Annotated in this window: 15 protein-coding genes, 1 tRNA gene and 1 rRNA gene; 4 read left to right on the top strand and 13 right to left on the bottom strand. The window is 69.5% G+C overall.

What is annotated here, in order from left to right; all coding sequences use genetic code 11:
- The first annotated feature begins 176 nt into the window (after positions 1-176).
- Entirely contained in the window at positions 177-977 is an 801-nt protein-coding gene (locus tag AC07AG_RS36110; protein WP_478760685.1) for an Fpg/Nei family DNA glycosylase, read from the top strand.
- 163 nt (positions 978-1,140) lie between these two features.
- Complete coding sequence (locus AC07AG_RS36105) at positions 1,141-1,944, top strand: SDR family NAD(P)-dependent oxidoreductase (protein ID WP_478760683.1); 804 nt, start codon at positions 1,141-1,143, stop codon at positions 1,942-1,944.
- Here AC07AG_RS36105 and AC07AG_RS36100 read toward each other — a convergent pair.
- The 10 genes from AC07AG_RS36100 to AC07AG_RS36055 form a co-directional block, all read right to left on the bottom strand.
- Positions 1,892-2,248, bottom strand: a complete 357-nt coding sequence (locus tag AC07AG_RS36100) for a hypothetical protein (protein WP_478760682.1) — start codon at positions 2,246-2,248, stop codon at positions 1,892-1,894. The two genes, AC07AG_RS36105 and AC07AG_RS36100, sit on opposite strands and share 53 nt — an antisense overlap.
- Before the next feature lie 221 nt (positions 2,249-2,469).
- Positions 2,470-2,940 carry a Dps family protein gene (locus tag AC07AG_RS36095; RefSeq protein ID WP_478760680.1) on the bottom strand — a complete coding sequence of 157 codons (471 nt, stop codon included), beginning with the start codon at positions 2,938-2,940 and terminating at the stop codon, positions 2,470-2,472.
- Positions 2,941-3,239: 299 nt separating this feature from the next.
- Positions 3,240-3,614: a helix-turn-helix domain-containing protein gene (locus tag AC07AG_RS36090; protein ID WP_160507571.1), complete on the bottom strand. Its 375-nt coding sequence runs from the start codon at positions 3,612-3,614 to the stop codon at positions 3,240-3,242.
- Positions 3,615-3,723: 109 nt separating this feature from the next.
- Positions 3,724-4,311: a CinA family protein gene (locus tag AC07AG_RS36085; protein WP_478760677.1), complete on the bottom strand. Its 588-nt coding sequence runs from the start codon at positions 4,309-4,311 to the stop codon at positions 3,724-3,726.
- Positions 4,308-5,021, bottom strand: coding sequence for a CDP-diacylglycerol--glycerol-3-phosphate 3-phosphatidyltransferase (pgsA, locus tag AC07AG_RS36080; RefSeq protein WP_249587364.1), 714 nt, complete (start codon positions 5,019-5,021; stop codon positions 4,308-4,310). The genes AC07AG_RS36085 and pgsA overlap by 4 nt, the downstream gene beginning before the upstream one ends.
- Positions 5,018-6,511: a 30S ribosomal protein S12 methylthiotransferase RimO gene (rimO, locus tag AC07AG_RS36075; RefSeq protein ID WP_478760675.1), complete on the bottom strand. Its 1,494-nt coding sequence runs from the start codon at positions 6,509-6,511 to the stop codon at positions 5,018-5,020. The genes pgsA and rimO overlap by 4 nt, the downstream gene beginning before the upstream one ends.
- Positions 6,512-6,577: 66 nt before the next feature.
- Positions 6,578-7,465: a helix-turn-helix domain-containing protein gene (locus AC07AG_RS36070; RefSeq protein ID WP_478760674.1), complete on the bottom strand. Its 888-nt coding sequence runs from the start codon at positions 7,463-7,465 to the stop codon at positions 6,578-6,580.
- Between the two features lie 188 nt (positions 7,466-7,653).
- A complete protein-coding gene (locus tag AC07AG_RS36065; RefSeq protein ID WP_478760672.1) occupies positions 7,654-10,449 on the bottom strand; it encodes a DNA translocase FtsK in 2,796 nt (931 codons plus the stop codon).
- Positions 10,450-10,587: 138 nt separating this feature from the next.
- On the bottom strand, positions 10,588-11,271 hold the full coding sequence (locus tag AC07AG_RS36060) for a response regulator (RefSeq protein WP_249587368.1): 684 nt from the start codon (positions 11,269-11,271) through the stop codon (positions 10,588-10,590).
- A 244-nt stretch (positions 11,272-11,515) separates the two neighbouring features.
- Positions 11,516-17,023, bottom strand: a complete 5,508-nt coding sequence (locus AC07AG_RS36055) for a HAMP domain-containing protein (RefSeq protein WP_478760671.1) — start codon at positions 17,021-17,023, stop codon at positions 11,516-11,518.
- Between the two features lie 273 nt (positions 17,024-17,296).
- Between AC07AG_RS36055 and AC07AG_RS36050 the strand changes: the two genes are divergently transcribed.
- Positions 17,297-19,960: a SpoIIE family protein phosphatase gene (locus AC07AG_RS36050; RefSeq protein ID WP_478760670.1), complete on the top strand. Its 2,664-nt coding sequence runs from the start codon at positions 17,297-17,299 to the stop codon at positions 19,958-19,960.
- An 86-nt stretch (positions 19,961-20,046) separates the two neighbouring features.
- Here AC07AG_RS36050 and AC07AG_RS36045 read toward each other — a convergent pair.
- Positions 20,047-20,119, bottom strand: a tRNA-Thr gene (locus AC07AG_RS36045).
- Positions 20,120-20,235: 116 nt separating this feature from the next.
- On the opposite strand from AC07AG_RS36045, the gene AC07AG_RS36040 reads away from it, so the two are divergent.
- A complete protein-coding gene (locus AC07AG_RS36040) occupies positions 20,236-21,156 on the top strand; it encodes a CE1 family esterase (RefSeq protein WP_478760668.1) in 921 nt (306 codons plus the stop codon).
- A 12-nt stretch (positions 21,157-21,168) separates the two neighbouring features.
- Here AC07AG_RS36040 and AC07AG_RS36035 read toward each other — a convergent pair whose 3' ends face one another.
- Positions 21,169-21,831, bottom strand: coding sequence for a DegT/DnrJ/EryC1/StrS family aminotransferase (locus AC07AG_RS36035; RefSeq protein ID WP_478760666.1), 663 nt, complete (start codon positions 21,829-21,831; stop codon positions 21,169-21,171).
- A gap of 115 nt (positions 21,832-21,946) precedes the next feature.
- A 5S ribosomal RNA gene (gene rrf / locus AC07AG_RS36030) occupies positions 21,947-22,032 on the bottom strand; the annotation flags it as partial.

The raw sequence follows: 22,032 nt of genomic DNA, 5'->3' as shown, positions 1-22,032 counted from the left end.
CGCCTCAGACACAGCCGCCGCCCCACACGACGGGCCGCCTCACACACGACCGCCGCCCCCACACTCCCCCCAACACACACATCCGCCCCCACCACACACCCGCCACCCGCCACCCGCTCAACCACGCCCGAAGCTCCTCACCCTCACCTCGCCCCCGACATGCCACCCTGGACCCCATGCCCGAAGGAGACACCGTCCACCAGGCAGCCCGGCGGCTGCACACCGCGCTCGCCGGGCACACCGTCACGCGCTCCGACCTCCGCGTCCCGAAGCTCGCGACCGTCGACCTCACCGGGCGCACCGTCCTGGACGTCACCCCGCGCGGCAAGCACCTCCTCACCCGCTTCGAAGGCGGGCTCACGCTGCACTCCCACCTCCGCATGGACGGCTCCTGGAAGGTGTATGCCCCCGGCGAGCGCTGGAGCGGCGGCCCCGGACACCAGATCAGGGCGATCCTCGGCACGGCCGACCGCACGGCCGTCGGCTACCGCCTGCCCGTGCTCGAACTCCTGCGCACCACCGACGAGCACAAGGCCGTGGGACACCTCGGCCCCGACCTCCTGGGCCCCGACTGGGATCCCGAGCGGGCCATCGGCAACCTCCTGGCGACCCCCGACCGCCCCCTGGGCGAGGCCCTGCTCGACCAGCGCAATCTCGCGGGCATCGGGAACGTCTACAAGAGCGAGCTCTGCTTCCTCCTGGGCATCACCCCCTGGCTCCCCGTCGGCGAGCTCCCCGCCGAGACGGCCGCCCGCCTCCCCGCCCTCGCCAAGAAGCTCCTGGAAGCCAACCGAGACCGCGCCGCGCGCACCACCACGGGCCTCGACCGCGCGGGCCGGCGCCTGTACGTCTACGGCCGTGCACCCCGCCCCTGCCTGCGCTGCGGCACGCCCATCCGCACGGCGGAACAGGGCGACGGCTCCCGCAACCGCCCCACGTACTGGTGCCCCACCTGCCAACCGGGCCCGACCCCCTGACCCACGCCGGACCAGGCCCGCCCCCCACTCCCACGCACCCCCACACCCACGCACTCCCCCACCCCCACGCACCCTCAGGCACTCCCACGCACGCCCACGCACCCAGCAACCCACCCCCACCCACCAGTTGACGCCCCGTCAGATCCCGCCGTACCGTCCCGTCATGCCCCTCACGGCGTACGACCTCAGCGGACGCACCGCATTCGTCACCGGCGCGGCCAGCGGCATCGGCAGGGCCTCGGCCGTGCTCCTCGCGGAAGCGGGAGCCACCGTCCACTGCGCCGACCGCGACGCCCAGGGGCTCCACGAGACGGCCACGCTCATCAAGGCCGCGGGCGGCACCGCACACACCCACGCCCTGGACGTGGCCGACAGGGCCCAGGTCGACCAGGCCGTCGCGAACGCCACGGCAGCCACCGGCCGCCTCGACGTCATGGCCGCCATCGCCGGGATCATGCACAGCAGCCCGGTCCTTGAGACCCGCGACGAGGACCTCGACCGGGTCCTGAACATCAACTTCAAGGGCGTCCTGTACGCCTGCCAGGCCGCGGCCCGCGCGATGATCGCAGCGAACGCCGACGCGCCCGACGACGGCTCCCGCCGCCCCGGCAGCATCATCACCATGGCATCGGGCGCCGTCGACACCGGCGGCCCCGGCCTCCTCTGCTACGGCGCGGCGAAGGCCGCCGTCGTCCAGCTCACGAAGACCCTCGCCACCGAGGTGGGCCCGCACGGCATCCGCGTCAACGCCGTGGCACCCGGCTGGATCCGCACCCCCATGACCGACCGCCACGACACCGACGCCCAGGCGCACACCGAGGGGCTCATGGTCCGTATGTCCCCCCTGGGCCGCGTCGGCGAACCGGAGGACATCGCCCACGCAGTCCTGCACCTGGCATCCGACGCGTCCGCCTTCACGACCGGCCAGATCCTCCGCCCGAACGGCGGCGTCGCCATGCCTTGGTGACAGCGCCGCCGGCGGCCTGAGCAGCGGACTTGGCCGTACCCTCCCCAGGCCACCGCAGCGCACTGTCCGGCCGCAGGGCCGCACTCTCCGGCCGCCGGGCGCGCTCCCTGGACCGGTACGCGGCGCCCACCGCCCGGGACTTCGGCACGCAGTGCACCGGCAGCAGACTCAGCCCCCACCCGCCGGCCGCGACGGCGCCCTCCAGGACTCCCGCATCGGGCGCGAGGGCCAGCCGCAGCACGCCCCACCACCAGAGCGCACCGAGCGCCAGAGCCGGCGCCCACCGCACGACTCTCCATGCCACGGCCACCACCTCCACCTGAGGCTCGACGCCCGGTCGACGCTAGACGCCCGGCCTCACCCGGCGCGAGGGCGCACCACAGGGCACACGAGGCACGGCGACGACCACCGAAATCAACCGCCCGCGATCAGCGGTTCTCCACGATCAGCCCCGCGATCAGCAGTTCTCCGCGGTCAGCGGTTCCCCACGATCGGCTGTTCTCCGTGATCAGCGGTTCTCCGCGATCAGCCGTTCTCCGCCTGGAACATCCAGTGATGCTTCTCCAGATCGGCCGTGATGCCGATGAAGATGTCCTGGCTCACCGGATCCGCCTCGCCGGTCGCCTCGACCCGCTCCCGCATCCGCGTGATCACCGCACCGAGCGCGTCCACGAGCGTCCCCACCGCGTCCGCGTCCTTGACCCAGCCGTCGGCGACCTCGGCGATGCCGCTGCTGCGCGCAACGGTCGCCGCACGGCCGTCGGGCGAGACACCGAGCGTGGAGGCACGCTCGGCCACCGTGTCGGAGTGCAGCCGCGCCGTGTCCACGACCTCGTCGAGCTGCAGATGGACGGAGCGGAAACGCGTCCCGACCACGTTCCAGTGGATCTGCTTGGCGACCAGGGAGAGGTCGACCAGGTCCACCAGAGCGCCCTGCAGGGCCTCCGAGACCGTCTTCAGATCCGCATCGGACAGAGGGCTCTTCACGACGTACATCCAGCCTCCAAGGCTCACGAAACCCCCGTAATCGAAAATCCCCACCAACAATGGCACAAGTGCACCAATCGGGGCATCTCAGGGGGGGCCTCAGCGCCTCTCCGCCCTCCCCACCCTCTCCAGGCAGACCCGAGCGCAGCTCCAGGCAGACGTCAGAGCAGCTCCAGCCAGACCCCAGCTCAGCTCCAGACAGACCTCAGGGGACCTCCAGGCAGACAAAAGCCCCGGCCGGTGACCCGGCCGGGGCTTCCACACTTCTGAGCGCTCAAGCAGCGTGCACAGTCAGCGTCGGGGCAGCATCACGCCGCGACGACGTCCACCGCTTCCGCAGGCGCCTTGATCGTCACCCGTTCCGGCGGCACACCGCTCACCGAGACGGAATTGAGCATCGGGCGAACCGGTGCGCGCACCGGTTCCGTAGCCGCTGCCGACGCAGCCAGTTCGGCGAGGGAGAGCTCATCGCTCACCTCGCGCATGAGCTCGGACATCCGTACGTCAAGCGCGTCGCAGATCGCGGAAAGCAGCTCGGAGGATGCCTCCTTCTGCCCCCGCTCCACCTCGGAAAGATAGCCGAGCGAGACTCGGGCGGACGAGGAGACTTCGCGCAGAGTACGGCCCTGGCGCTGGCGCTGCCGACGCAGCACGTCACCCAGCAGGCGACGGAGCAGAATCATCGGTGGCTCCCTCCTCGGACCGCGTAGCCGCATCCTTCACGCCCCACCGTACCGCCTTGCGCGGCGGCCGTGCGGGGAGCGATGTCGTGTTCACTCAGGGCTGCAAACATCAATTCCCCCCGTTCTGTTCCGTATCCTGTGCCCGCCCATTCCCAGCACGTTCGCCGGACAGCCGCTCGAGCAGCAGCGTGAGCACGCTCCGTACACTCTCCATACGGATGTCCGAACGCTCACCGTTCAACCGCAGCGCGGCCACTTTCACCTCAGAGCGAAGAGCGGAACCCGGTCCGCCACCCGTGGAAATCGGCCCCCCGGCCGATGAGACCGGCCCGTCGACCGCCACGAAAACGGTCCCGACGGCCTGTCCGTCCTGTGGATCCGGCCCCGCGACGCCCGTGGTGGCGATCCCCCAGTCCGCGCCCATGACCTTGCGCACACCGGCCGCCATCTGCAGCGCCACCTCGGCATCCACGGCGCCCCGCTCGGCCAGCAGAGTGCCGTCGACCCCGAGCACCTCGTGCTTCAGCTCGGTCGCGTACGCCGTCACGGACCCCCGGAAGACCCGTGAGGCCCCCGGCACCGCCGTCACCTCGGCGGCCACCAGACCGCCGGTGAGCGACTCGGCGACGGCGAGCGTCTCACCCCGCGCCTGAAGGAGCCGCAGCACCTCCGCGGCCGGGCCGCCGGCGGACGTCACGTCGCCGACTCCCGAGCCCCTTCGCCGGAGGCCGCGGCGGAAGCGGCAGCCGCTTCCCGTGCCTCCGCGAGGCCGAGCCGCCGCAGCACGACGGCCTGGCGCACATAGTCGAGGCCGGTCACCACGGTCAGGACGACGGCGACGGCCATCACCCAGAACCGCAGCGTGGCCAGCGGCCCGGTCAGCGCCAGGACGTACATCCCGGCCGCCGTGCCCTGCCAGAGCGTCTTCATCTTGCCGCCGCGACTGGCCGGAATGACACCGAAGCGGATCACCCAGAACCGCAGCAGGGTGATGGCGAGCTCGCGTCCGAGAATGACGCCCGTCACCCACCAGGGCAGATCGCCGAGGTAGGACAGACAGATCAGCGCGGCGCCCATGATCGCCTTGTCGGCGATGGGGTCGGCGATCTTCCCGAAGTCCGTGACCAGGTTGTACGTACGCGCCAGGTGCCCGTCGAACAGGTCGGTGATCATGGCGACGGCGAAGGCCGCCCAGGCCCACGCGCGCCAGGCCGGGTCGTACCCGCCGTCGGCGAGCAGCAGCATCACGAAACCCGGCACGAGCAGCAGCCGGATCACCGTCAGCAGGTTGGCGACGTTCCACACGCTGGCCTGATTGACGGCCGCAGCGCCCAACTTTCCGCCGCGCACCGGCTTGGCGCCCTGCGCGCCGGAGCCGCCCGCCGCGGATGCCGGGACTCCGGTCATCTGCGCGCCTCCTCGGCCGGGATCCGGGGCGAGCCCCCCAGAATTTCGCTGTACTCAGCCACCAGGTCCACGCCTTCCGTGCCGACCACCTTTGCCACGACCATACGACCGACCTGCAGGTCGTCCCCACCCGTGGCACCCGTGAAGCGGATCTGGCCGTCCGTCTCGGGCGCCTGGTGAGCCGCCCGGCCGATCGCGCCGTCCTCGTCGTCCACGGACTCCACGAGCACCTCGACGGTCTCACCGAGACGGTCGTCGGCGCGCTGCGAGGTCAGTTCCTCGGCCAGCCGCGAGATGCGCGCGAGCCGCTCGTCGACGACGTCCTGGTCCAGCTTCTTGTCGTACGTCGCCGCTTCCGTGCCCTCCTCGTCGGAGTACCCGAAGACGCCGATGGCGTCCAGCCGCGCACCCGTGAGGAACCGCTCGAGCTCGTCCACGTCGGCCTCGGTCTCGCCGGGGAAGCCCACGATGAAGTTGGACCGGACACCTGCCTGGGGCGCCTTGGTCCGGATTGTGTCCAGGAGCTCCAGGAACCGGTCGGTGTCCCCGAAGCGCCGCATCGCCCGCAGCACGGCGGGAGCGGAGTGCTGGAAGGACAGGTCGAAGTAGGGGGCGACCTTCTCCGTGGAGGTCAGTACGTCGATGAGCCCGGGGCGCATCTCGGCGGGCTGCAGATAGCTGACGCGCACCCGCTCGATCCCGTCGACGGCGGCCAGCTCGGGCAGCAGCGTCTCCAGGAGCCGGATGTCGCCGAGGTCCTTGCCGTACGAGGTGTTGTTCTCGGAGACGAGCATGACCTCCTTGACGCCCTGCTCGGCCAGCCAGCGCGTCTCGCCGAGCACGTCCGAGGGGCGCCGCGAGATGAAGGACCCGCGGAAGGAGGGAATGGCGCAGAAGGAGCAGCGCCGGTCGCAGCCGGATGCCAGCTTCACCGAGGCGACGGGGTTGGTGCCCAGGCGCCGCCGCAGCGGCGCGCGCGGCCCCGATGCGGGCGCGAGGCCGTCGGGCAGGTCCACGGGCGCGTGGCCGGGCAGCGCGACGTCGGAGCCCGCCTCCTGCCGCTCGGCGGGGCTGATCGGGAGGAGCTTGCGCCGGTCACGCGGGGTGTGGGCCTCGACACTGCCGCCGCTCAGGATGGTGTTCAGGCGGCTGGAGATGTCGGAGTAGTCGTCGAAGCCGAGGACACCGTCGGCTTCGGGGAGGGCTTCGGCGAGCTCCTTGCCGTACCGCTCGGCCATGCAGCCGACGGCCACGACGGCCTGGGTCTTGCCATGACCCTTGAGGTCATTGGCTTCCAGGAGGGCGTCGACGGAGTCCTTCTTGGCGGCTTCGACGAATCCACAGGTGTTGACTACGGCGACGTCCGCGTCCTCGGCGGCCTCGACGAGCTGCCAGCCGTCCGCCTCCAGGCGGCCTGCCAGCTCCTCCGAGTCCACCTCGTTACGGGCGCAGCCAAGAGTGACAAGGGCGACAGTACGGCGTTCGGGCATGCTCTCAAGACTACTTTGTCCCTGCCCGGCCCCCCGCCGCGAGGGTCCGGGCGCCCGTCACACGGCTCAGCCGACCTCGGGATCACCCTTGGTGTACGTGAGCCGCTCGACCTGACCGGGGTCGAACTCGTTCTCGACTGCCTTGCCGTTCACGAACAGCTTGATCGCGCCCGCGTCACCGAGGACCAGGTCGATCTTCTGCTTGTCCTGGAAGGTCTTCGACTTGCCCTGCTCCAGGACGCCGTCGAAGAGCGTGCGGCCGTTGTGGTCCTTGGCCGAGATCCAGCTGCGGCCGTCCGCCGCGTTGACCTTGACCGTGACCTTGTCCTGGGGGGCACCGGCGATCGCGCTGTCCGACGGGTCCGGCTTGGGGTCGGCCGGCTTGTTCGGCGCCGGCTTGGTGGCGGGCTTGCTGGTGGCGGGCGTGGCACCCTCGGCGACCTGCGACTTCGAGCCGTCGCTCTCGTCCCCTCCGCTGAACGCGGTGAAGCCGACGAAGCCGATCACGGCGACGATCGCGGCGACCATGGCCGCGGTCCAGTTGGGACGGCGCGGATCGGACCTGATCCGCTCGGCCTCGAAGAGCGGCGCCGCCGGAGTGGGCGCGGGCGGGCGCCCGCCGTGCGCCGCGTCGTACTGGGCGAGCAGAAGGGCGGGATCGACCCCCACGGCGCGTGCGAGCGTCCGGATGTGGCCGCGGGCGTACACATCTCCGCCACACCGGGAGAAGTCGTCCTGTTCGATCGCGTGCACGATCGGGATGCGCACCCGGGTGGACGTGCTGATCTCGTCGACGGTCAGGCCCGCGTCGATGCGTGCCTGCTGCAGCGTGCGCCCGATCGAGGGCCGGTCGTCAGCCGGGCTCTCAGCTGCCGGACGGTCGTCAGCGGGCCGGTCGTCAGTGGGTCGGTGGTCTGAAGGGCGGTCGTCTTCAGGGGAGTTGCCGATGGACACGGGGGCGCCTTTCGAGCGTGTAGCCACCTGCCGGATGTTCAGTCTAGGGGGGTTCGGAAAAGGTGGGGCAACTGGGCGACGGAGTTTGTACGCCATCGGAATGGCCGGACATCCTGATGGTGGAGCATGGTGCTGTCCCTCCCCTCAACTTGACGTATGCCGAAGGGAAACGGTTGCCTGCCGCTCCCTTATGGGTGAGCCTCCCCCCGGATCACGGCAAGCACGCCATCCAGCTCATCGCCCTTCACAAGAACGTCACGAGCCTTTGAGCCTTCGCTGGGGCCCACGATGCCGCGCGATTCCATGAGGTCCATGAGCCGTCCGGCCTTCGCGAAGCCGACCCGCAGCTTGCGCTGAAGCATCGACGTGGACCCGAACTGCGTGGAAACCACCAGCTCAGCGGCTTGACACAGCAGATCGAGGTCGTCGCCGATGTCCTCGTCGATCTCCTTCTTCTGCTTGGTCCCCACCGTGACGTCGTCCCGGAAGACGGGGGCCATCTGGTCCTTGCAGTGCTGGACGACCGCGTGGATCTCGTCCTCGGTGACGAAGGCGCCCTGCATTCGGGTGGGCTTGTTCGCGCCCATCGGCAGGAAGAGCCCGTCACCCTTGCCGATCAGCTTCTCGGCGCCCGGCTGGTCGAGGATGACGCGGCTGTCGGCGAGCGAGGAGGTGGCGAAGGCGAGCCGCGAAGGCACGTTCGCCTTGATCAGACCGGTCACGACGTCCACGGACGGCCGCTGCGTGGCGAGCACCAGGTGGATGCCCGCCGCGCGCGCGAGCTGCGTGATGCGCACGATCGAGTCCTCGACGTCGCGCGGGGCGACCATCATCAGGTCGGCGAGCTCGTCGACGATCACCAGGAGGTACGGGTAAGGGGTGAGCTCGCGCTCACTGCCCTCGGGCGTCTTGAGCTTGCCGTCGCGGACGGCCTGGTTGAAGTCGTCGATGTGGCGGTAGCCGAACGCCGCCAGGTCGTCGTAGCGCAGATCCATCTCGCGCACGACCCACTGGAGGGCCTCGGCGGCCCGCTTGGGGTTGGTGATGATCGGCGTGATCAGGTGCGGGATGCCCTCGTACGCGGTGAGCTCGACGCGCTTGGGGTCGACCAGGACCATCCGTACGTCCTCGGGGGTCGCCCGCATCATGATCGAGGTGATCAGACAGTTGATGCAGGACGACTTGCCGGAGCCGGTGGCTCCGGCGACCAGGATGTGCGGCATCTTCGCCATGTTGGCCATGACGTAGCCGCCCTCGACGTCCTTGCCGAGCGCCACCAGCATGGGGTGGTCGTCCTCGGCCGCGTCCGCCAGACGCAGCACGTCGCCCACGTTGACCATCTCGCGGTCGGTGTTCGGGATCTCGATGCCGACCGCGGACTTGCCGGGGATGGGGCTGATGATGCGGACGTCGGGGCTGGCGACCGCGTACGCGATGTTCTTGGCAAGGGCCGTGATCTTCTCGACCTTCACGGCCGGGCCGAGCTCGATCTCGTACCGCGTGACCGTCGGGCCCCGTGTGAAGCCGGTGACGTCCGCGTCGACCTTGAACTCCGTGAAGACATTGCTGAGCGAGGCGACGACCGTGTCGTTCGCGGCGCTGCGGGTCTTGCCCGGACCGCCGCGCTCGAGCAGGTCGAGCGAGGGCAGCGAGTACGTGATGTCCCCCGCGAGCTGCAGCTGCTCGGCGCGCGGCGGCAGATCCCGCGGCACGTCCGGAGCGGCCTTCGTCAGGTCCTTCACGCCGGAACCCGAGGTGTCGCGGGGCTCCCCCGGCTTCTTGCGGAGCACACCGGGCGGCGGGCTGTCCGTCGCACGCGCGGTCGGTACGGGGACGGAGCTCTCCGCGGCCGGAACCGGCGTGGAGCTCTCCGCGGACTGCTCGTCGCGCTTCTCGGAGACACCCTGCGTGAGGTCGGCGACCAGCGGCGACGGCGGCATGCCGTGCAGGACGGCGCCGTCCAGGGCGGCGGCAGCGGCGGCCGCCACGTCCACCGCGTCCATCGGCCGGTCCAGAGAGGGCTGTGCGGACGCCCTGCGGGGCCTGCGCCGCCGGGTGAGCGCCTCCTCCTCCGCCTGCTCCGGGGCGTACGCCTCAGGGGCCTCTGCGCGCCTGCGCGAGCGGGCGGGCAGCGCCTCGCGCCACTGCTCCTCGTACCGCTCGTCGTCCGCGTATTCGCCCTGCACCGCTTCGGGCTCCGGCTGGACGATGCCCAGCTTGACGCCGAGCAGCCGCAGCCGCTGCGGGATGGCGTTGACGGGCGTCGCCGTGACCACGAGCAGCCCGAAGACGGTCAGCAGGACGAGCAGCGGTACGGCGAGGACCTCGCCCATGGTGAAGATCAGCGGAGTGGACGTGGCCCAGCCGATGAGGCCGCCCGCGTCCCTTATGGCCTCCATGCCGTCCGCACGGGCGGGCGAACCGCAGGCGATGTGCACCTGGCCGAGCACGCCGACGACGAGCGCGGACAGGCCGATCACGATCCGGCCGTTGGCGTCGGGCTTCTCGGGGTGCCTGATGAGGCGTACGCCGATGACCGCGAGCAGTATCGGCAGGAGCAGATCGAGGCGGCCGAAGGCGCCGGTCACCAGCATCTCGACGAGGTCGCCCACGGGACCGCGCAGGTTCGACCACGTGCCCGCGGCGACGATCAGCGCGATGCCGAGCAGCAGCAGCGCGAGGCCGTCCTTGCGGTGCGCCGGATCGAGACCCTTCGCGCCTCGCCCTATGCCGCGGAACAGCGCGCCCACGCTGTGCGCGAGACCGAGCCAGAGGGCGCGCGCGAGTCGGTACACGCCGCCCGTGGGACTGGGCGCCGGCTTGGGCGCGGGCTTCTTCGCCGCTGCTTTCTTGGCGGGCGCCTTCTTGGCCGGAGCCTTTTTGGGCGGCGGCTTCTTGGCGACGGCCTTCTTCGCCGGAGCCTTTGTGGGCGCGGCCGCCTTCTTCGCGGGCGTCTTCTTGGCTGCGGACGGACGTGAGGCCATGGGTCTGAGGTTACCGGTGGAGGCCACTGCGGACACGTGTGCCCACTGCTTCACCCGTTTGTGTCGCCCTTGCGGGGGCGGTGAACTGACGGATGTTCACCGCCTCCGCGTCGGCTTGTGCCCGGTGTCCGCGTCGGTTCAGCTCTGCGACGACACCGAAGGCGCACCGCTGCCGGTGCCCGGCTCCAGGGCGTCAAGAGCCCGCCGCAAGCCGGTGAGTTTGCGTTCGAGATGGGCCGCGGTGGCGACAGCGGCGGCATCCGCCGAGTCGTCGTCCAGCTGTTTCGACAGCGCCTCCGCCTGTTCCTCGACGGCCGCGAGGCGCGCCGAGAGTTCGGCGAGGAGCCCCGCCGGCTCCTTGGCCTCACCCGCCGTGGACTTGCCGCCGCCCTCCAGCTGGAGGCGCAGCAGAGCTGCCTGCTCCCGCAGTTGGCAGTTCTTCATGTAGAGCTCGACGAACACCGAGACCTTCGCGCGCAACACCCACGGATCGAACGGCTTGGAGATGTAGTCCACCGCACCCGCCGCGTAACCGCGGAACGTGTGGTGCGGGCCGTGGTTGATGGCGGTGAGGAAGATGATCGGGATGTCCCGGGTCCGTTCTCGCCGCTTGATGTGCGCGGCGGTTTCGAAACCGTCCATGCCTGGCATCTGGACATCCAGCAGAATGACCGCGAAGTCGTCCGTGAGTAGTGCTTTGAGCGCTTCCTCCCCGGACGATGCCCGTACCAGGGTCTGATCGAGCGCAGAGAGGATGGCCTCCAGCGCCAGCAGATTCTCCGGCCGGTCATCGACCAGGAGGATCTTGGCCTTCTGCACCATGGCCCGCCCTCCTCGCCCCGGCGGTACACCGGGCGCCGCCCCAGGGGACGACTCCCTTACGCCGTCCGTCCTTGTGCCGGTCATGGTAGCCGCACCCCGCCTGTCGCCACACCCTGTCACCGCGATGTCACTGTGCACGTAGCAGAAACGCAGTGGGAGACCAGAAGGTTCCCCGAATACCGTGGTTCTACACGGCCTCGGCCACACTCTGTCAGCAACTCCGCGTGATGACGCCTCTTCTCGGTCACTCCCCGCGCATCCACTGCTCCATCACCGAGAGCAGATGATCCGGGTCGACCGGCTTCGTAACGTAATCGGAGGCTCCGGAGTCGATCGCCTTCTCCCGGTCGCCCTTCATGGCCTTCGCGGTGAGCGCGATGATCGGGAGCCCGGCGAACTGAGGCATCCTGCGGATCGCCGTCGTCGTCGCGTACCCGTCCATCTCCGGCATCATGATGTCCATCAGGACGACCGTCACGTCGTCGTGCTGTTCCAGGACTTCGATGCCCTCACGGCCGTTCTCGGCGTACAGCACCGAGAGCCCGTGCTGTTCCAGGACGCTGGTGAGCGCGAAGACGTTGCGGATGTCGTCGTCGACGATGAGCACCTTCTCACCGCCGAACTGGTAGCCGGGACGCGCCTCGGGCGCCTCCTGGCTCGTCGCCGCCCACTGCTCCTGGGACCGCTGCTCCGCGGTCGGCCCCTGCCCCGGCAGGACCGGCGGCTGCTCCGATGACGCGTGCGCGGCACGCCGGCGGCGCCTGAAGAGCGTGCCGGAGTCGGGCGCCGCGTCGAGCTGCGGCGCCGGCGGCGCCTCGCTCTGCGGCGGCTGCTCGGCCGTGGACGGGCCCTCTTCCAGAGCGGGCCGCGCGACCGTTCCCGGCAGCGGGGAAAGCTGCGAGTAGCCCTGCGGCGGCAGTTCGCTCGGGTGCAGCGGCAAATACAGCGTGAACGTCGAGCCGCGGCCCGGTTCGCTCGCCGCGTGGATCTCTCCGCCGAGCAGCCGCGCGATCTCCCGGCTGATGGAGAGCCCGAGACCCGTGCCGCCGTACTTCCTGCTCGTCGTGCCGTCGGCCTGCTTGAACGCCTCGAAGATCACCCGCATCTTGCTGCCCGCGATGCCGATGCCGGTGTCGCTCACCGAGAAGGCGATCAGATCCGCGTCCGCGTCCCGCAGCGAACCCGCCTCAAGGAGCTGTTCGCGGATGGCGTTGGGCACATCGGCGTTCGCGTGCCGGATCACCAGCTCGACGGCTCCGGAGTCGGTGAACTTCACCGCGTTGGACAGGAGGTTGCGCAGCACCTGCAGGAGCCGCTGCTCGTCCGTGTGCAGGGTCGCGGGCAGCTCCGGAGACACGCGTACGGAGAAGTCGAGCCCCTTCTCCGCGGTCAGCGGCCGGAAAGTGGCCTCTACGTAGTCCACGAGCTGGACGAGCGCGATGCGCGTCGGGGAGACATCCATCTTGCCCGCCTCGACCTTCGACAGGTCGAGGATGTCGTTGATGAGCTGCAGCAGGTCCGAGCCCGCCCCGTGGATCGTCTCGGCGAACTCCACCTGCTTGGGGGTGAGGTTCGCGTCGGCGTTGTCGGCCAGCAACTTGGCCAGGATCAGCAGGGAGTTGAGGGGCGTACGCAGTTCGTGCGACATGTTCGCCAGGAACTCGGACTTGTACCGCATGGAGACGGCGAGCTGCTCGGCACGCTCCTCCAGTACCTGCCTGGCCTCTTCGATCTCGGTGTTCTTGACCTCGATGTCGCGGTTCTGCTGGGCCAGCAGCTCGGCCTTCTCCTCCAGTTCGGCGTTGGAGTCCTGCAGCGCCTTCTGCCGGTTCTCCAACTCCGCCGACCGCTCCCGCAGTTGCTCGGTGAGCTCCTGCGACTGCCTGAGCAGCACCTCGGTCTTCGTATTGACGCTGATGGTGTTGACGCTCGTCGCGATCATCTCGGCGATCTGACTGAGGAAGTCCTTCTGGATCTGCGTGAACGCCTGGAAGGCGGCCAGCTCGATCACGCCGAGGACGGTCCCCTCGAAGAGCACCGGAAGCACGATCACCTGGGCGGGCGGCGCCTCACCGAGGCCGGAGGCGATCCGCAGATAGCCGGAGGGCGCGTTCTCCACGAGGATCGTGCGCCGCTCCTGTGCCGCCGTGCCGATGAGCGTCTCGCCGGGCCGGAAGGACGTCGGCATGGAACCCATGGAGTAGCCGTAACTGCCCATCATGCGCAGTTCGTACGCGTCTCCCTGCTCGGCGCCGGGCTCCGCCCCATCGTCCGTGGGCAGCGCCAGGAAGAAGGCGCCGTGCTGCGCGGAGACCACGGGCGTCAGCTCGCTCATGATCAGCGAGGCGACGTCCGCCAGGTCGCGGCGGCCCTGCATCAGACCGGAGATGCGGGCGAGGTTGCCCTTGAGCCAGTCCTGTTCCTTGTTGGCCAGGGTGGTGTCGCGGAGGTTGGCGATCATCGAGTTGATGTTGTCCTGGAGGACCTGGATCTCGCCCGCCGCGTCCACGTCGATCTTCAGGTTCAGGTCGCCGCGTGTCACCGCGGTGGCGACCTCGGCGATGGCGCGTACCTGACGGGTCAGGTTCCCGGCCATCTCGTTCACGGATTCGGTGAGGTCACGCCACGTACCGTCGACGTCCCGCACCCGCGCCTGACCGCCCAACTGCCCTTCCGTGCCCACCTCGCGGGCCACGCGCGTGACCTGCTCGGCGAAGGACGACAGCTGGTCGACCATCGTGTTGATGGTGGTCTTGAGTTCGAGGATCTCGCCCCGGGCATCGATGTCGATCTTCTTGGTCAGGTCGCCCTTGGCGATCGCGGTGGTGACCATCGCGATGTTGCGGACCTGGCCGGTGAGGTTGGAGGCCATGCCGTTCACGGACTCCGTCAGGTCCTTCCACGTCCCCGAGACTCCGGGCACACGGGCCTGACCGCCGAGGATGCCGTCGGTGCCCACCTCGCGGGCCACCCGGGTCACCTCGTCCGCGAACGAACTCAGCGTCTTCACCATCGTGTTGACGGTGTCGGCGAGCTGCGCGACCTCGCCTCGCGCCTCGACGGTGACCTTCTTGGTGAGGTCTCCGTTGGCGACCGCCGCGGCGACCTGGGAGATCCCGCGCACCTGCGCGGTCAGATTGTTCGCCATCAGGTTGACGTTGTCGCTGAGGTCCTTCCAGGTGCCGGTGACGCCCGGGACCCTCGCCTGGCCGCCCAGGTTGCCCTCGGTGCCCACCTCGCGGGCCACGCGGTTGACCTGCTCGGCGAAGTTCGAGAGCTGGTCGACCATCGTGTTCACGGTCGTGACGAGCTCGAGGATCTCGCCCTTCGCGTCGACGGTGATCTTCTTGGAGAGGTCGCCCATGGCGACGGCCGTGGTGACCTCGGCGATGTTGCGGACCTGAAGGGTCAGGTTGTTCGCCATGCCGTTCACGGACTGCGTGAGGTCCTTCCAGGTGCCGGAGACACCCTGCACCTCGGCCTGGCCGCCCAGGATGCCGTCCGTGCCCACCTCACGGGCCACCCGCGTCACCTGCTCGGCGAAGGCCGAGAGCTGGTCCACCATCGTGTTGAGGGTGTTCTTCAGCTCCAGGATCTCGCCGCGCGCGTCCACGTCGATCTTCTGCGACAGGTCACCTCGCGCCACCGCGGTCGCCACCTGCGCGATGTTGCGGACCTGAGCGGTGAGGTTGCCGGCCATGCCGTTCACGGAGTCGGTCAGATCGCGCCACACACCGGCCACGCCGGGCACCTGCGCCTGACCGCCGAGACGGCCTTCCGTGCCCACCTCGCGGGCCACCCGCGTCACCTGGTCCGCGAAGGCGGAGAGCTGGTCGACCATCGTGTTGATGGTGTTCTTCAGCTCCAGGATCTCGCCGCGCGCGTCCACGTCGATCTTCTGCGACAGGTCGCCCCGCGCCACCGCCGTGGTGACCTGGGCGATCTGGCGCACCTGCGAGGTCAGGTTCCCCGCCATGAAGTTGACGGAGTCGGTCAGTTCCTTCCAGGTGCCGCTGACGCCGTCCACGCGGGCCTGGCCGCCGAGGCGTCCTTCGGTGCCCACGTCGCGTGCCATCCGCGTGACCTGATCGGCGAAGGACGACAGCTGGTCCACCATCGTGTTCACGGTGTTCTTCAGCTGGAGCATCTCGCCGGAGACGTCGACGGTGACCTTCTGCGACAGATCTCCGTTGGCGACCGCCGTCGTCACCTGCGCGATGTTGCGGACCTGGCCCGTGAGGTTGCGGAAGGCGGTGTTGACCGAGTCCGTCAGGTCCTTCCACGTGCCGGCCGCGCCCTGCACCTGCGCCTGGCCGCCGAGCTCACCCTCGACACCGATCTCCCGCGCCACACGCGTCACTTCGGCACCGAAGGCGGAGAGCTGGTCCACCATCGTGTTCACGGTGTTCTTCAACTCGAGCATCTCGCCCGCGACATCGACGGTGACCTTCTGCGACAGATCACCGTTGGCGACCGCCGTCGTCACCGTCGCGATGTCCCGCACCTGCGTGGTGAGGTTCCGGAAGACCGTGTTCACCGAGTCGGTGAGGTCCTTCCACGTCCCCGCGGCGCCCGGCACGTTCGCCTGACCGCCCAGCTGCCCCTCGGCACCGACCTCGTTCGCGACCCGGGTGACCTCGTCCGCGAACGTACGCAGCGTCTCGGTCATCTGGTTGATGGTCTCGGCGAGCTGGGCGACCTCGCCGCGCGCGCTCACCGTCACCTTCTGGGACAGATCGCCGTTCGCGACGGCCGTCGTGACCTGGGCGATCCCACGCACCTGGGCGGTGAGATTCCCGGCCATAAGATTCACCGAGTCGGTGAGGTCCTTCCACACTCCCGCCACACCCGGCACCTGTGCCTGGCCGCCGAGCTCGCCCTCCGTGCCGACCTCGCGCGCCACGCGGGTCACCTCGGAGGAGAACGACGAGAGCTGGTCCACCATCGTGTTGACGGTGTTCTTCAGCTCCAGCATCTCGCCGGCGACGTGAACGGTCACCTTCCGGGACAAGTCACCCTTGGCGACCGCCGTCGTGACGAGAGCAATGTCACGTACCTGCGCGGTGAGCCGGTACGCCATGGTGTTCACCGAATCCGTGAGGTCCTTCCACGAACCGGACATTCCGCGCACCCGCGCCTGACCGCCCAGCTTGCCCTCGGTGCCCACCTCGCTGGCCACCCGCGTGACCTCGTCGGTGAACGTCGAGAGCTGGTCGACCAGGTTGTTGACCGTCCGGCCGACCTTCAGGAACTCCCCGCGCAGCGGATGGCCGTTCCCCTCGTCCGCCTGCGCCCGCAGCTCCATCCGCTGCTCCAGGTCGCCCTCCGCGACCGCGGAGAGCACACGACCGACCTCGGAGACGGGACGTACGAGATCGTCGACGAGGGCGTTCGACGCATCGATCGCCGCGGCCCACGAGCCCTCACTGGCGCCGCTCTCCAGCCGCTCCGTGAGCTTTCCCTCACGTCCGACCATGCGCCGCACCCGGGAAAGCTCACCGGTCAGATGCAGATTCCGGTCGGCCACCTCGTTGAAGACAGCGGCGATCTCGGACATGACGTCGTCACCGGAGACCGTGAGCCGCTTGCGGAAGTTTCCGTCCCGCATGGCAGCGAGCGCCGCGAGCAGCCTGTTCAGGGCCGCCGTGTCCACTGACGTAGTCGCCCCATGGCGCGGTTTGCGCTGTTTACTCTGGGACTGTCCGTCTTTCGCGCGCGTTTTAGTGCCCCGCGTCGCTGCGCCAGACTCCACTGTGTCCCTCCCGCAAGGGTCGACCGTACTGCTCGGGTTACCTGGGCTCTCTCCAAGAAGCCTGCCCAGTGTTTCACCATGGCTGAACCAGGCCATAACAGTTCGGCAGCTTCGCACACCGTCCGCACACCCTCCGGGCGGAAACACTGACGACCGGCATCAGCATGGACGGCGAAGGTAAGTAACCTGGCATCCGGCTGTCCAACCACCCCGGTCCTGCCCGGCCTGGGCGGTGGCACACGTACAAGCGGGCATCGGAGGGGCGGCCGCACCATGGTGGGAGATCTGGGCGTCGATACTCGTACGAGGAGTTCTGTGATCACCGCGCGCGCGGCTGCGACTTTCGACCCCGTCGGACGGTCCGTCGCGACGGCCCGCTCCTTTGTCCGCGACACCCTCCAGGGCTGGGGGTTCACGGACATCGTCGACGACGCCGTCGTCCTCACCAGCGAGCTGGTCACCAACGCCGTGGTGCACGCGGGAACCGCCGCTGACGTCCTGTGTCTGCGCAGCGAGGACGCCGTACGCATCGAGGTCTCCGACCACTATCCGGAACGGGAGATCCCGCTCCAGCAGTCCGCCGTGAACATGGGCAACCCCGACCGTGAGGGCGGCCGAGGCCTCCAGCTGTGCGCGGCGCTCGCCACCCGCTGGGGCGTCGACTACACCCCCACGCAGAAGCAGGTCTGGTTCCAACTCGACCTCCCCGACCGCTCGGTGGGCACCCGAGCGGCAGGCCCCGCCCTCCCCGCCGAGATGCTCCCGCTCACCGACGGCAGAGTCCGCGTCGCCGTCGTCCAGATCGACCGCGTGGGCGCGATCTCCGCCTGGAACGAAGACGCCGAAGAGCTCTTCGGGTACGTCGCGGAACAGGTCATCGGCAAGCCTCTCACCGACTTCGCCGCCTGGCCGCACACGCCGGGCACCAGCACGGGCATCGTGGAAGCGCTCCAACTCTCCCGCTGGGAGGGCAGTTACGGCATCCGCGGCTCCGACGGCCGCGTCACCCCCGTCTACGCCTCACACCTGCGCGTCCGCGACACCGACGGCGAACCGTCCACGGTCTGCCTGCTCGTCCGCGACGACGAGCGCGCCGTCCTGCAGACCCCGCTGCGCGGCCCCGCCCCCGAGCCCGGGACGCTCACCGAGTCGCACACCGCCGACCCCTTCGAGGTCTTCATCGGCTCCCCCGCGCCGGACGACCTCGACGGTCTGCTCCAGCGCACGGTCGAGCGCGCCCGCGACATGCTCGACGGCGACGCCGCCTTCCTGCTCCTCGCCACGGACGACGAGACCGAGCTGGAGGTCCGCGCCTCCACGGGCCTGCCCTCCGCCCGCCAGCGCTTCGCCCGCGTCCCCGTGGAGGCGGGCCCCGGCCGGTACGGCTCCGCCCGCATGCCGGCCGTCCACGAGGACCTCACGGTCGTCCCCGGCGCCGTACCGCTCCTGAGCGGCACGGGCATGCGCTCAGTGGTGACGGTCCCGCTGAAGGTCGAGGGCCGCCTCACAGGCTCCCTGGGCGTCGCCGCCGAGTCCCCCGACCGGTACTCGAACGAAGAGGCCCTGCGCCTCCAGTTCGCCGCCGACCGCATCGCCCTCGCCGTCGAGTCCGCGCGCCTCGGCGAGCTGGAGCGCCTGCGCCGCGGCTCCCTCTCCTTCCTCGTCGAGGCCTCGGACCTCCTCGCGGGCACCCTGGACCGCGACCAGACTCTGGCCCTCATGGCCCAGATGACGGTCCCGACCCTCGCCACCTGGTGCGCCGTCTACACGATCGCCGACCAGGCCTCCGAGCCCTATCTCTCGTACGTCCTCCATGAGGACGAGGAGCGCATCGACGGCCTGAAGGCACTCCTCTCCAAGATCGCCCCTCCTGACCCCGTGCCGACCCCGGGCGCCCGCGTCTGGGCCGCCCCCTCGGAAGCGGCCCACCAGGCCGCCCTGCGCACCTCCATGCGCAGCCTCGGCCTCGGTGAACCGATGAGCCTCGGCTCGGGAATCGGCACGACGCTCTCCACGGCATCGGCGGTGGGCGGCGAGACGGTCGTCCTGCCCCTGGTCGCCCGCAACCGCGTCATCGGCATGCTCACGCTGGGCAAGCCCTCCGACGAACACTTCCGCCAAGAGATCCTGGAATTGGCCGAAGATCTCTCCCGCCGAGCGGCCCTCGCCCTGGACAACGCCCGCCTGTACTCGGAGCGCATGGCCATCAGCCAGTCCCTCCAGCGCAGCCTGCTTCCTCCGGGGCTCCCGCAGATCCCGGGCGTCGAGGTCGAGGTCATCTACCGCGCGGCCGGCGAGGGCAATGAGGTCGGCGGCGACTTCTACGACCTCTTCCCCATCCGCGACGGCGCGTACGGCTTCGCGATCGGCGACGTCTGCGGCACGGGCCCGGAGGCCGCCGCCGTCACCGGCCTGGCCCGCCACGCCCTGCGTCTCCTGGCCCGCGAGGGCTTCGGCGGCCCCGCGGTCCTGGAGCGCCTGAACGCCGCGATCCTCGACGAGGGCGCCCGCAGCCGCTTCCTCACCCTCCTCTACGGGGAGTTGTGGCCCCAGGAGGACGGCTCGGCCGTCCTGAAGATCGTCTGCGCCGGCCACCCGCTCCCGCTCCGCCTGCGCCAGGACGGCACGGTCGAGCCGTACGCGGAGCCGCAGCCGCTCCTCGGTGTCATGGACGACCTGGAGCTCTACGAACAGACGGTGACGCTCGACCCGGGCGACGTCCTGCTCTGCGTGACGGACGGAGTCACCGAGCGCCGCGAGGGCACCCGCATGCTCGGCGACGACGGCCTCGCGGACGTCCTCACCACCTGCACGGGCCTCACGGCAGGCGCGGTCGCGGCCCGCATCATGCGCGCGGTGGAGCGCTTCGCGACGGACGCGCCGTCGGACGACATGGCGATCCTCGCGATGCGGGTCCCCGGCCTCCAGAAGGACTGAAGCACCTCACCCGGGGGCCCAAGGGCCCCCGGGAAACAGAAAAGTCCCCGCCCAACTGGGCGGGGACTTTCCCGACTTGCTCTCTGAGCCCCCATGCGGAATCGAACCGCAGACCTTCTCCTTACCATGGAGACGCTCTACCGACTGAGCTATAGGGGCCTGTTGCGCTTCGCGGTTTCCCGCTTGGCAACGGAATAGATCCTACCCGAAAGTGAAGCCACCTCGAACCGACCATTCCTCTGGACCACCCGCACCGGCCCTGCCACTGTGCGCCCATGCTGACCCGACGTGGCGCATCCAAGCGGTACGCCTTATCCCTGGCACTGACCGCCCCGCTCCTGCTGCTCACAGCGTGCGGATCCGACGACGACAGCGAAGCCCCGGACCAGAAGCCCACCAAGAAGCCGCCGACCGCGGAGACCCCGCGCCCCGGCGACCAGAAGGTCACGCTCACCTGGAAGGGCAAGAAGCGCGTCTATACGGTGCACGCCCCACCCGGATACACCCGCACCGAGAAGCTCCCGCTGGTCGTAGCCATGCACCCCTATCCGGCCAACGGCGCGGCCGCGGCCGCCATCAGCGGCCTCAACGCCAAGGCGGACAAGGAGAACTTCCTCGTCGCCTACCCCGACGGCCACAACCAAGGCTTCAACGCCTTGATCTGCTGCGGCACCGAGGACGACGTCGGCTTCATTCGTACGTTGACGAAGAGGCTGACCAGCACCTGGAACGCCGACGCGGACCGCCTCTACGCGACCGGCATCTCCAACGGCGGGGACATGTCCTACAAGCTGGCGGTCGAACTCCCCGACACCTTCGCGGCCATAGCCCCGGTCAGCGGCGGCTACCTCGGCCCCGACTCGGCCATGGACTCGTACATGCCGAAGACCCCGGTCTCCGTGATCACCTTCATCGGCGGCCTCGACGAGCACTACACAGGGATGGACGAGGGCATCACGGCCTGGCAGAAACGCCTGTCCTGCAAGCCGGACAAGACCGAGAAACTCAAGAACAAAATCAAGAAGACGACGGCCAAGTGCCGCGACGGCTCGGGCGTGATCGTGTACCGGCTGCCCGACATGGGCCATTCCTGGCCGGACGGCGCGGGCGGCAGCATGTCCGATCCCGGCGCGGGCATCAACGCCACCGACCTGATGTGGGAGTTCTTCAAGTCCCACCCCAAGACGGCGTCCTAGTAGGAGATTCTCCTAGAAGGCCGGCTGAAGAAGCCCACCGAGCGCGTTGCAGGCGGACACGACGCGCTGCAGTTCACGCCGCGACATCGACGCGGCGACCGGCAGCGCCAGCGTCTCGTCCGCGGCATGCTCGGTCTCCGGCAGATAGACGTCCCGCCAGAACTTCGGCGTGCGATGCGCGGGCGTCTTCACGGGCACCCGGCAGTCAATTCCCTTGGCCCGCACGGCACGCGCGAACGCGTCCCGGTCCGGCCGCCCGTTCCCGGGCACGCGCACGACGTACTGCTGATAGCTGTGCCCCTCGACGCCGTCCGGGGTGATCACACCGCCGAGCCGCCCGCTGAGGTAGGCCGCGTGCGCCCTCCGCTGCGCGAGCTCGTCGTACGGAGCGTCCGACTCGCCCTGCTCCAGTACGAGGACGCCGTGCCGCTGCCCGACGTCCCGCAGCCGCCTGATGTCGGCGGGGTGCCCGAAGCGGTGCACGACGGCCACAGCGGCCGTACGGGAGTTCACGGCGGCGGTCACCGCATCAGGATCAAGGCAGTACGTCGCCCGATCTATGTCCGCGAACACGGGCACGGCCCCTGCCAGGACCACGGCCTCGGCGATCTCGACGTTTCCGAACGCCGGCACGATGACCTCGTCACCAGCACCGACACCTGCGGCTCGCAACATGCCAACTGTCCCCATGACTCAAGATGTTGGCTGCGGAACGTGAACGGCAAGTGACGCAAAACAAAAAAGAGCTGGTCCCTGAACCGAAGTTCAGGGACCAGCTCTATTAATAATAGTTCGGCGGCGTCCTACTCTCCCACAGGGTCCCCCCTGCAGTACCATCGGCGCTGTGAGGCTTAGCTTCCGGGTTCGGAATGTAAC

It is taken from the genome of Streptomyces sp. NPDC044044 (genome assembly GCF_056434405.1).
Note: the sequence above shows the minus strand (reverse complement) of the source record. Positions and strands in the feature narration are given on the sequence as shown.

Bases quoted from the DNA above. Each gene is read 5' to 3' on its own strand.
- AC07AG_RS36060 (WP_249587368.1), bottom strand. From the start codon at position 11,271: ATGGTGCAGAAGGCCAAGATCCTCCTGGTCGATGACCGGCCGGAGAAT.
- pgsA (WP_249587364.1), bottom strand. From the start codon at position 5,021: ATGACCGGAGTCCCGGCATCCGCGGCGGGCGGCTCCGGCGCGCAGGGC.
- AC07AG_RS36090 (WP_160507571.1), bottom strand. From the start codon at position 3,614: ATGATTCTGCTCCGTCGCCTGCTGGGTGACGTGCTGCGTCGGCAGCGC.
- AC07AG_RS36050 (WP_478760670.1), top strand. From the start codon at position 17,297: ATGGTGGGAGATCTGGGCGTCGATACTCGTACGAGGAGTTCTGTGATC.
- AC07AG_RS36105 (WP_478760683.1), top strand. From the start codon at position 1,141: ATGCCCCTCACGGCGTACGACCTCAGCGGACGCACCGCATTCGTCACC.
- AC07AG_RS36065 (WP_478760672.1), bottom strand. From the start codon at position 10,449: ATGGCCTCACGTCCGTCCGCAGCCAAGAAGACGCCCGCGAAGAAGGCG.
- AC07AG_RS36110 (WP_478760685.1), top strand. From the start codon at position 177: ATGCCCGAAGGAGACACCGTCCACCAGGCAGCCCGGCGGCTGCACACC.
- AC07AG_RS36035 (WP_478760666.1), bottom strand. From the start codon at position 21,831: ATGTTGCGAGCCGCAGGTGTCGGTGCTGGTGACGAGGTCATCGTGCCG.
- AC07AG_RS36040 (WP_478760668.1), top strand. From the start codon at position 20,236: ATGCTGACCCGACGTGGCGCATCCAAGCGGTACGCCTTATCCCTGGCA.
- AC07AG_RS36095 (WP_478760680.1), bottom strand. From the start codon at position 2,940: ATGTACGTCGTGAAGAGCCCTCTGTCCGATGCGGATCTGAAGACGGTC.
- rimO (WP_478760675.1), bottom strand. From the start codon at position 6,511: ATGCCCGAACGCCGTACTGTCGCCCTTGTCACTCTTGGCTGCGCCCGT.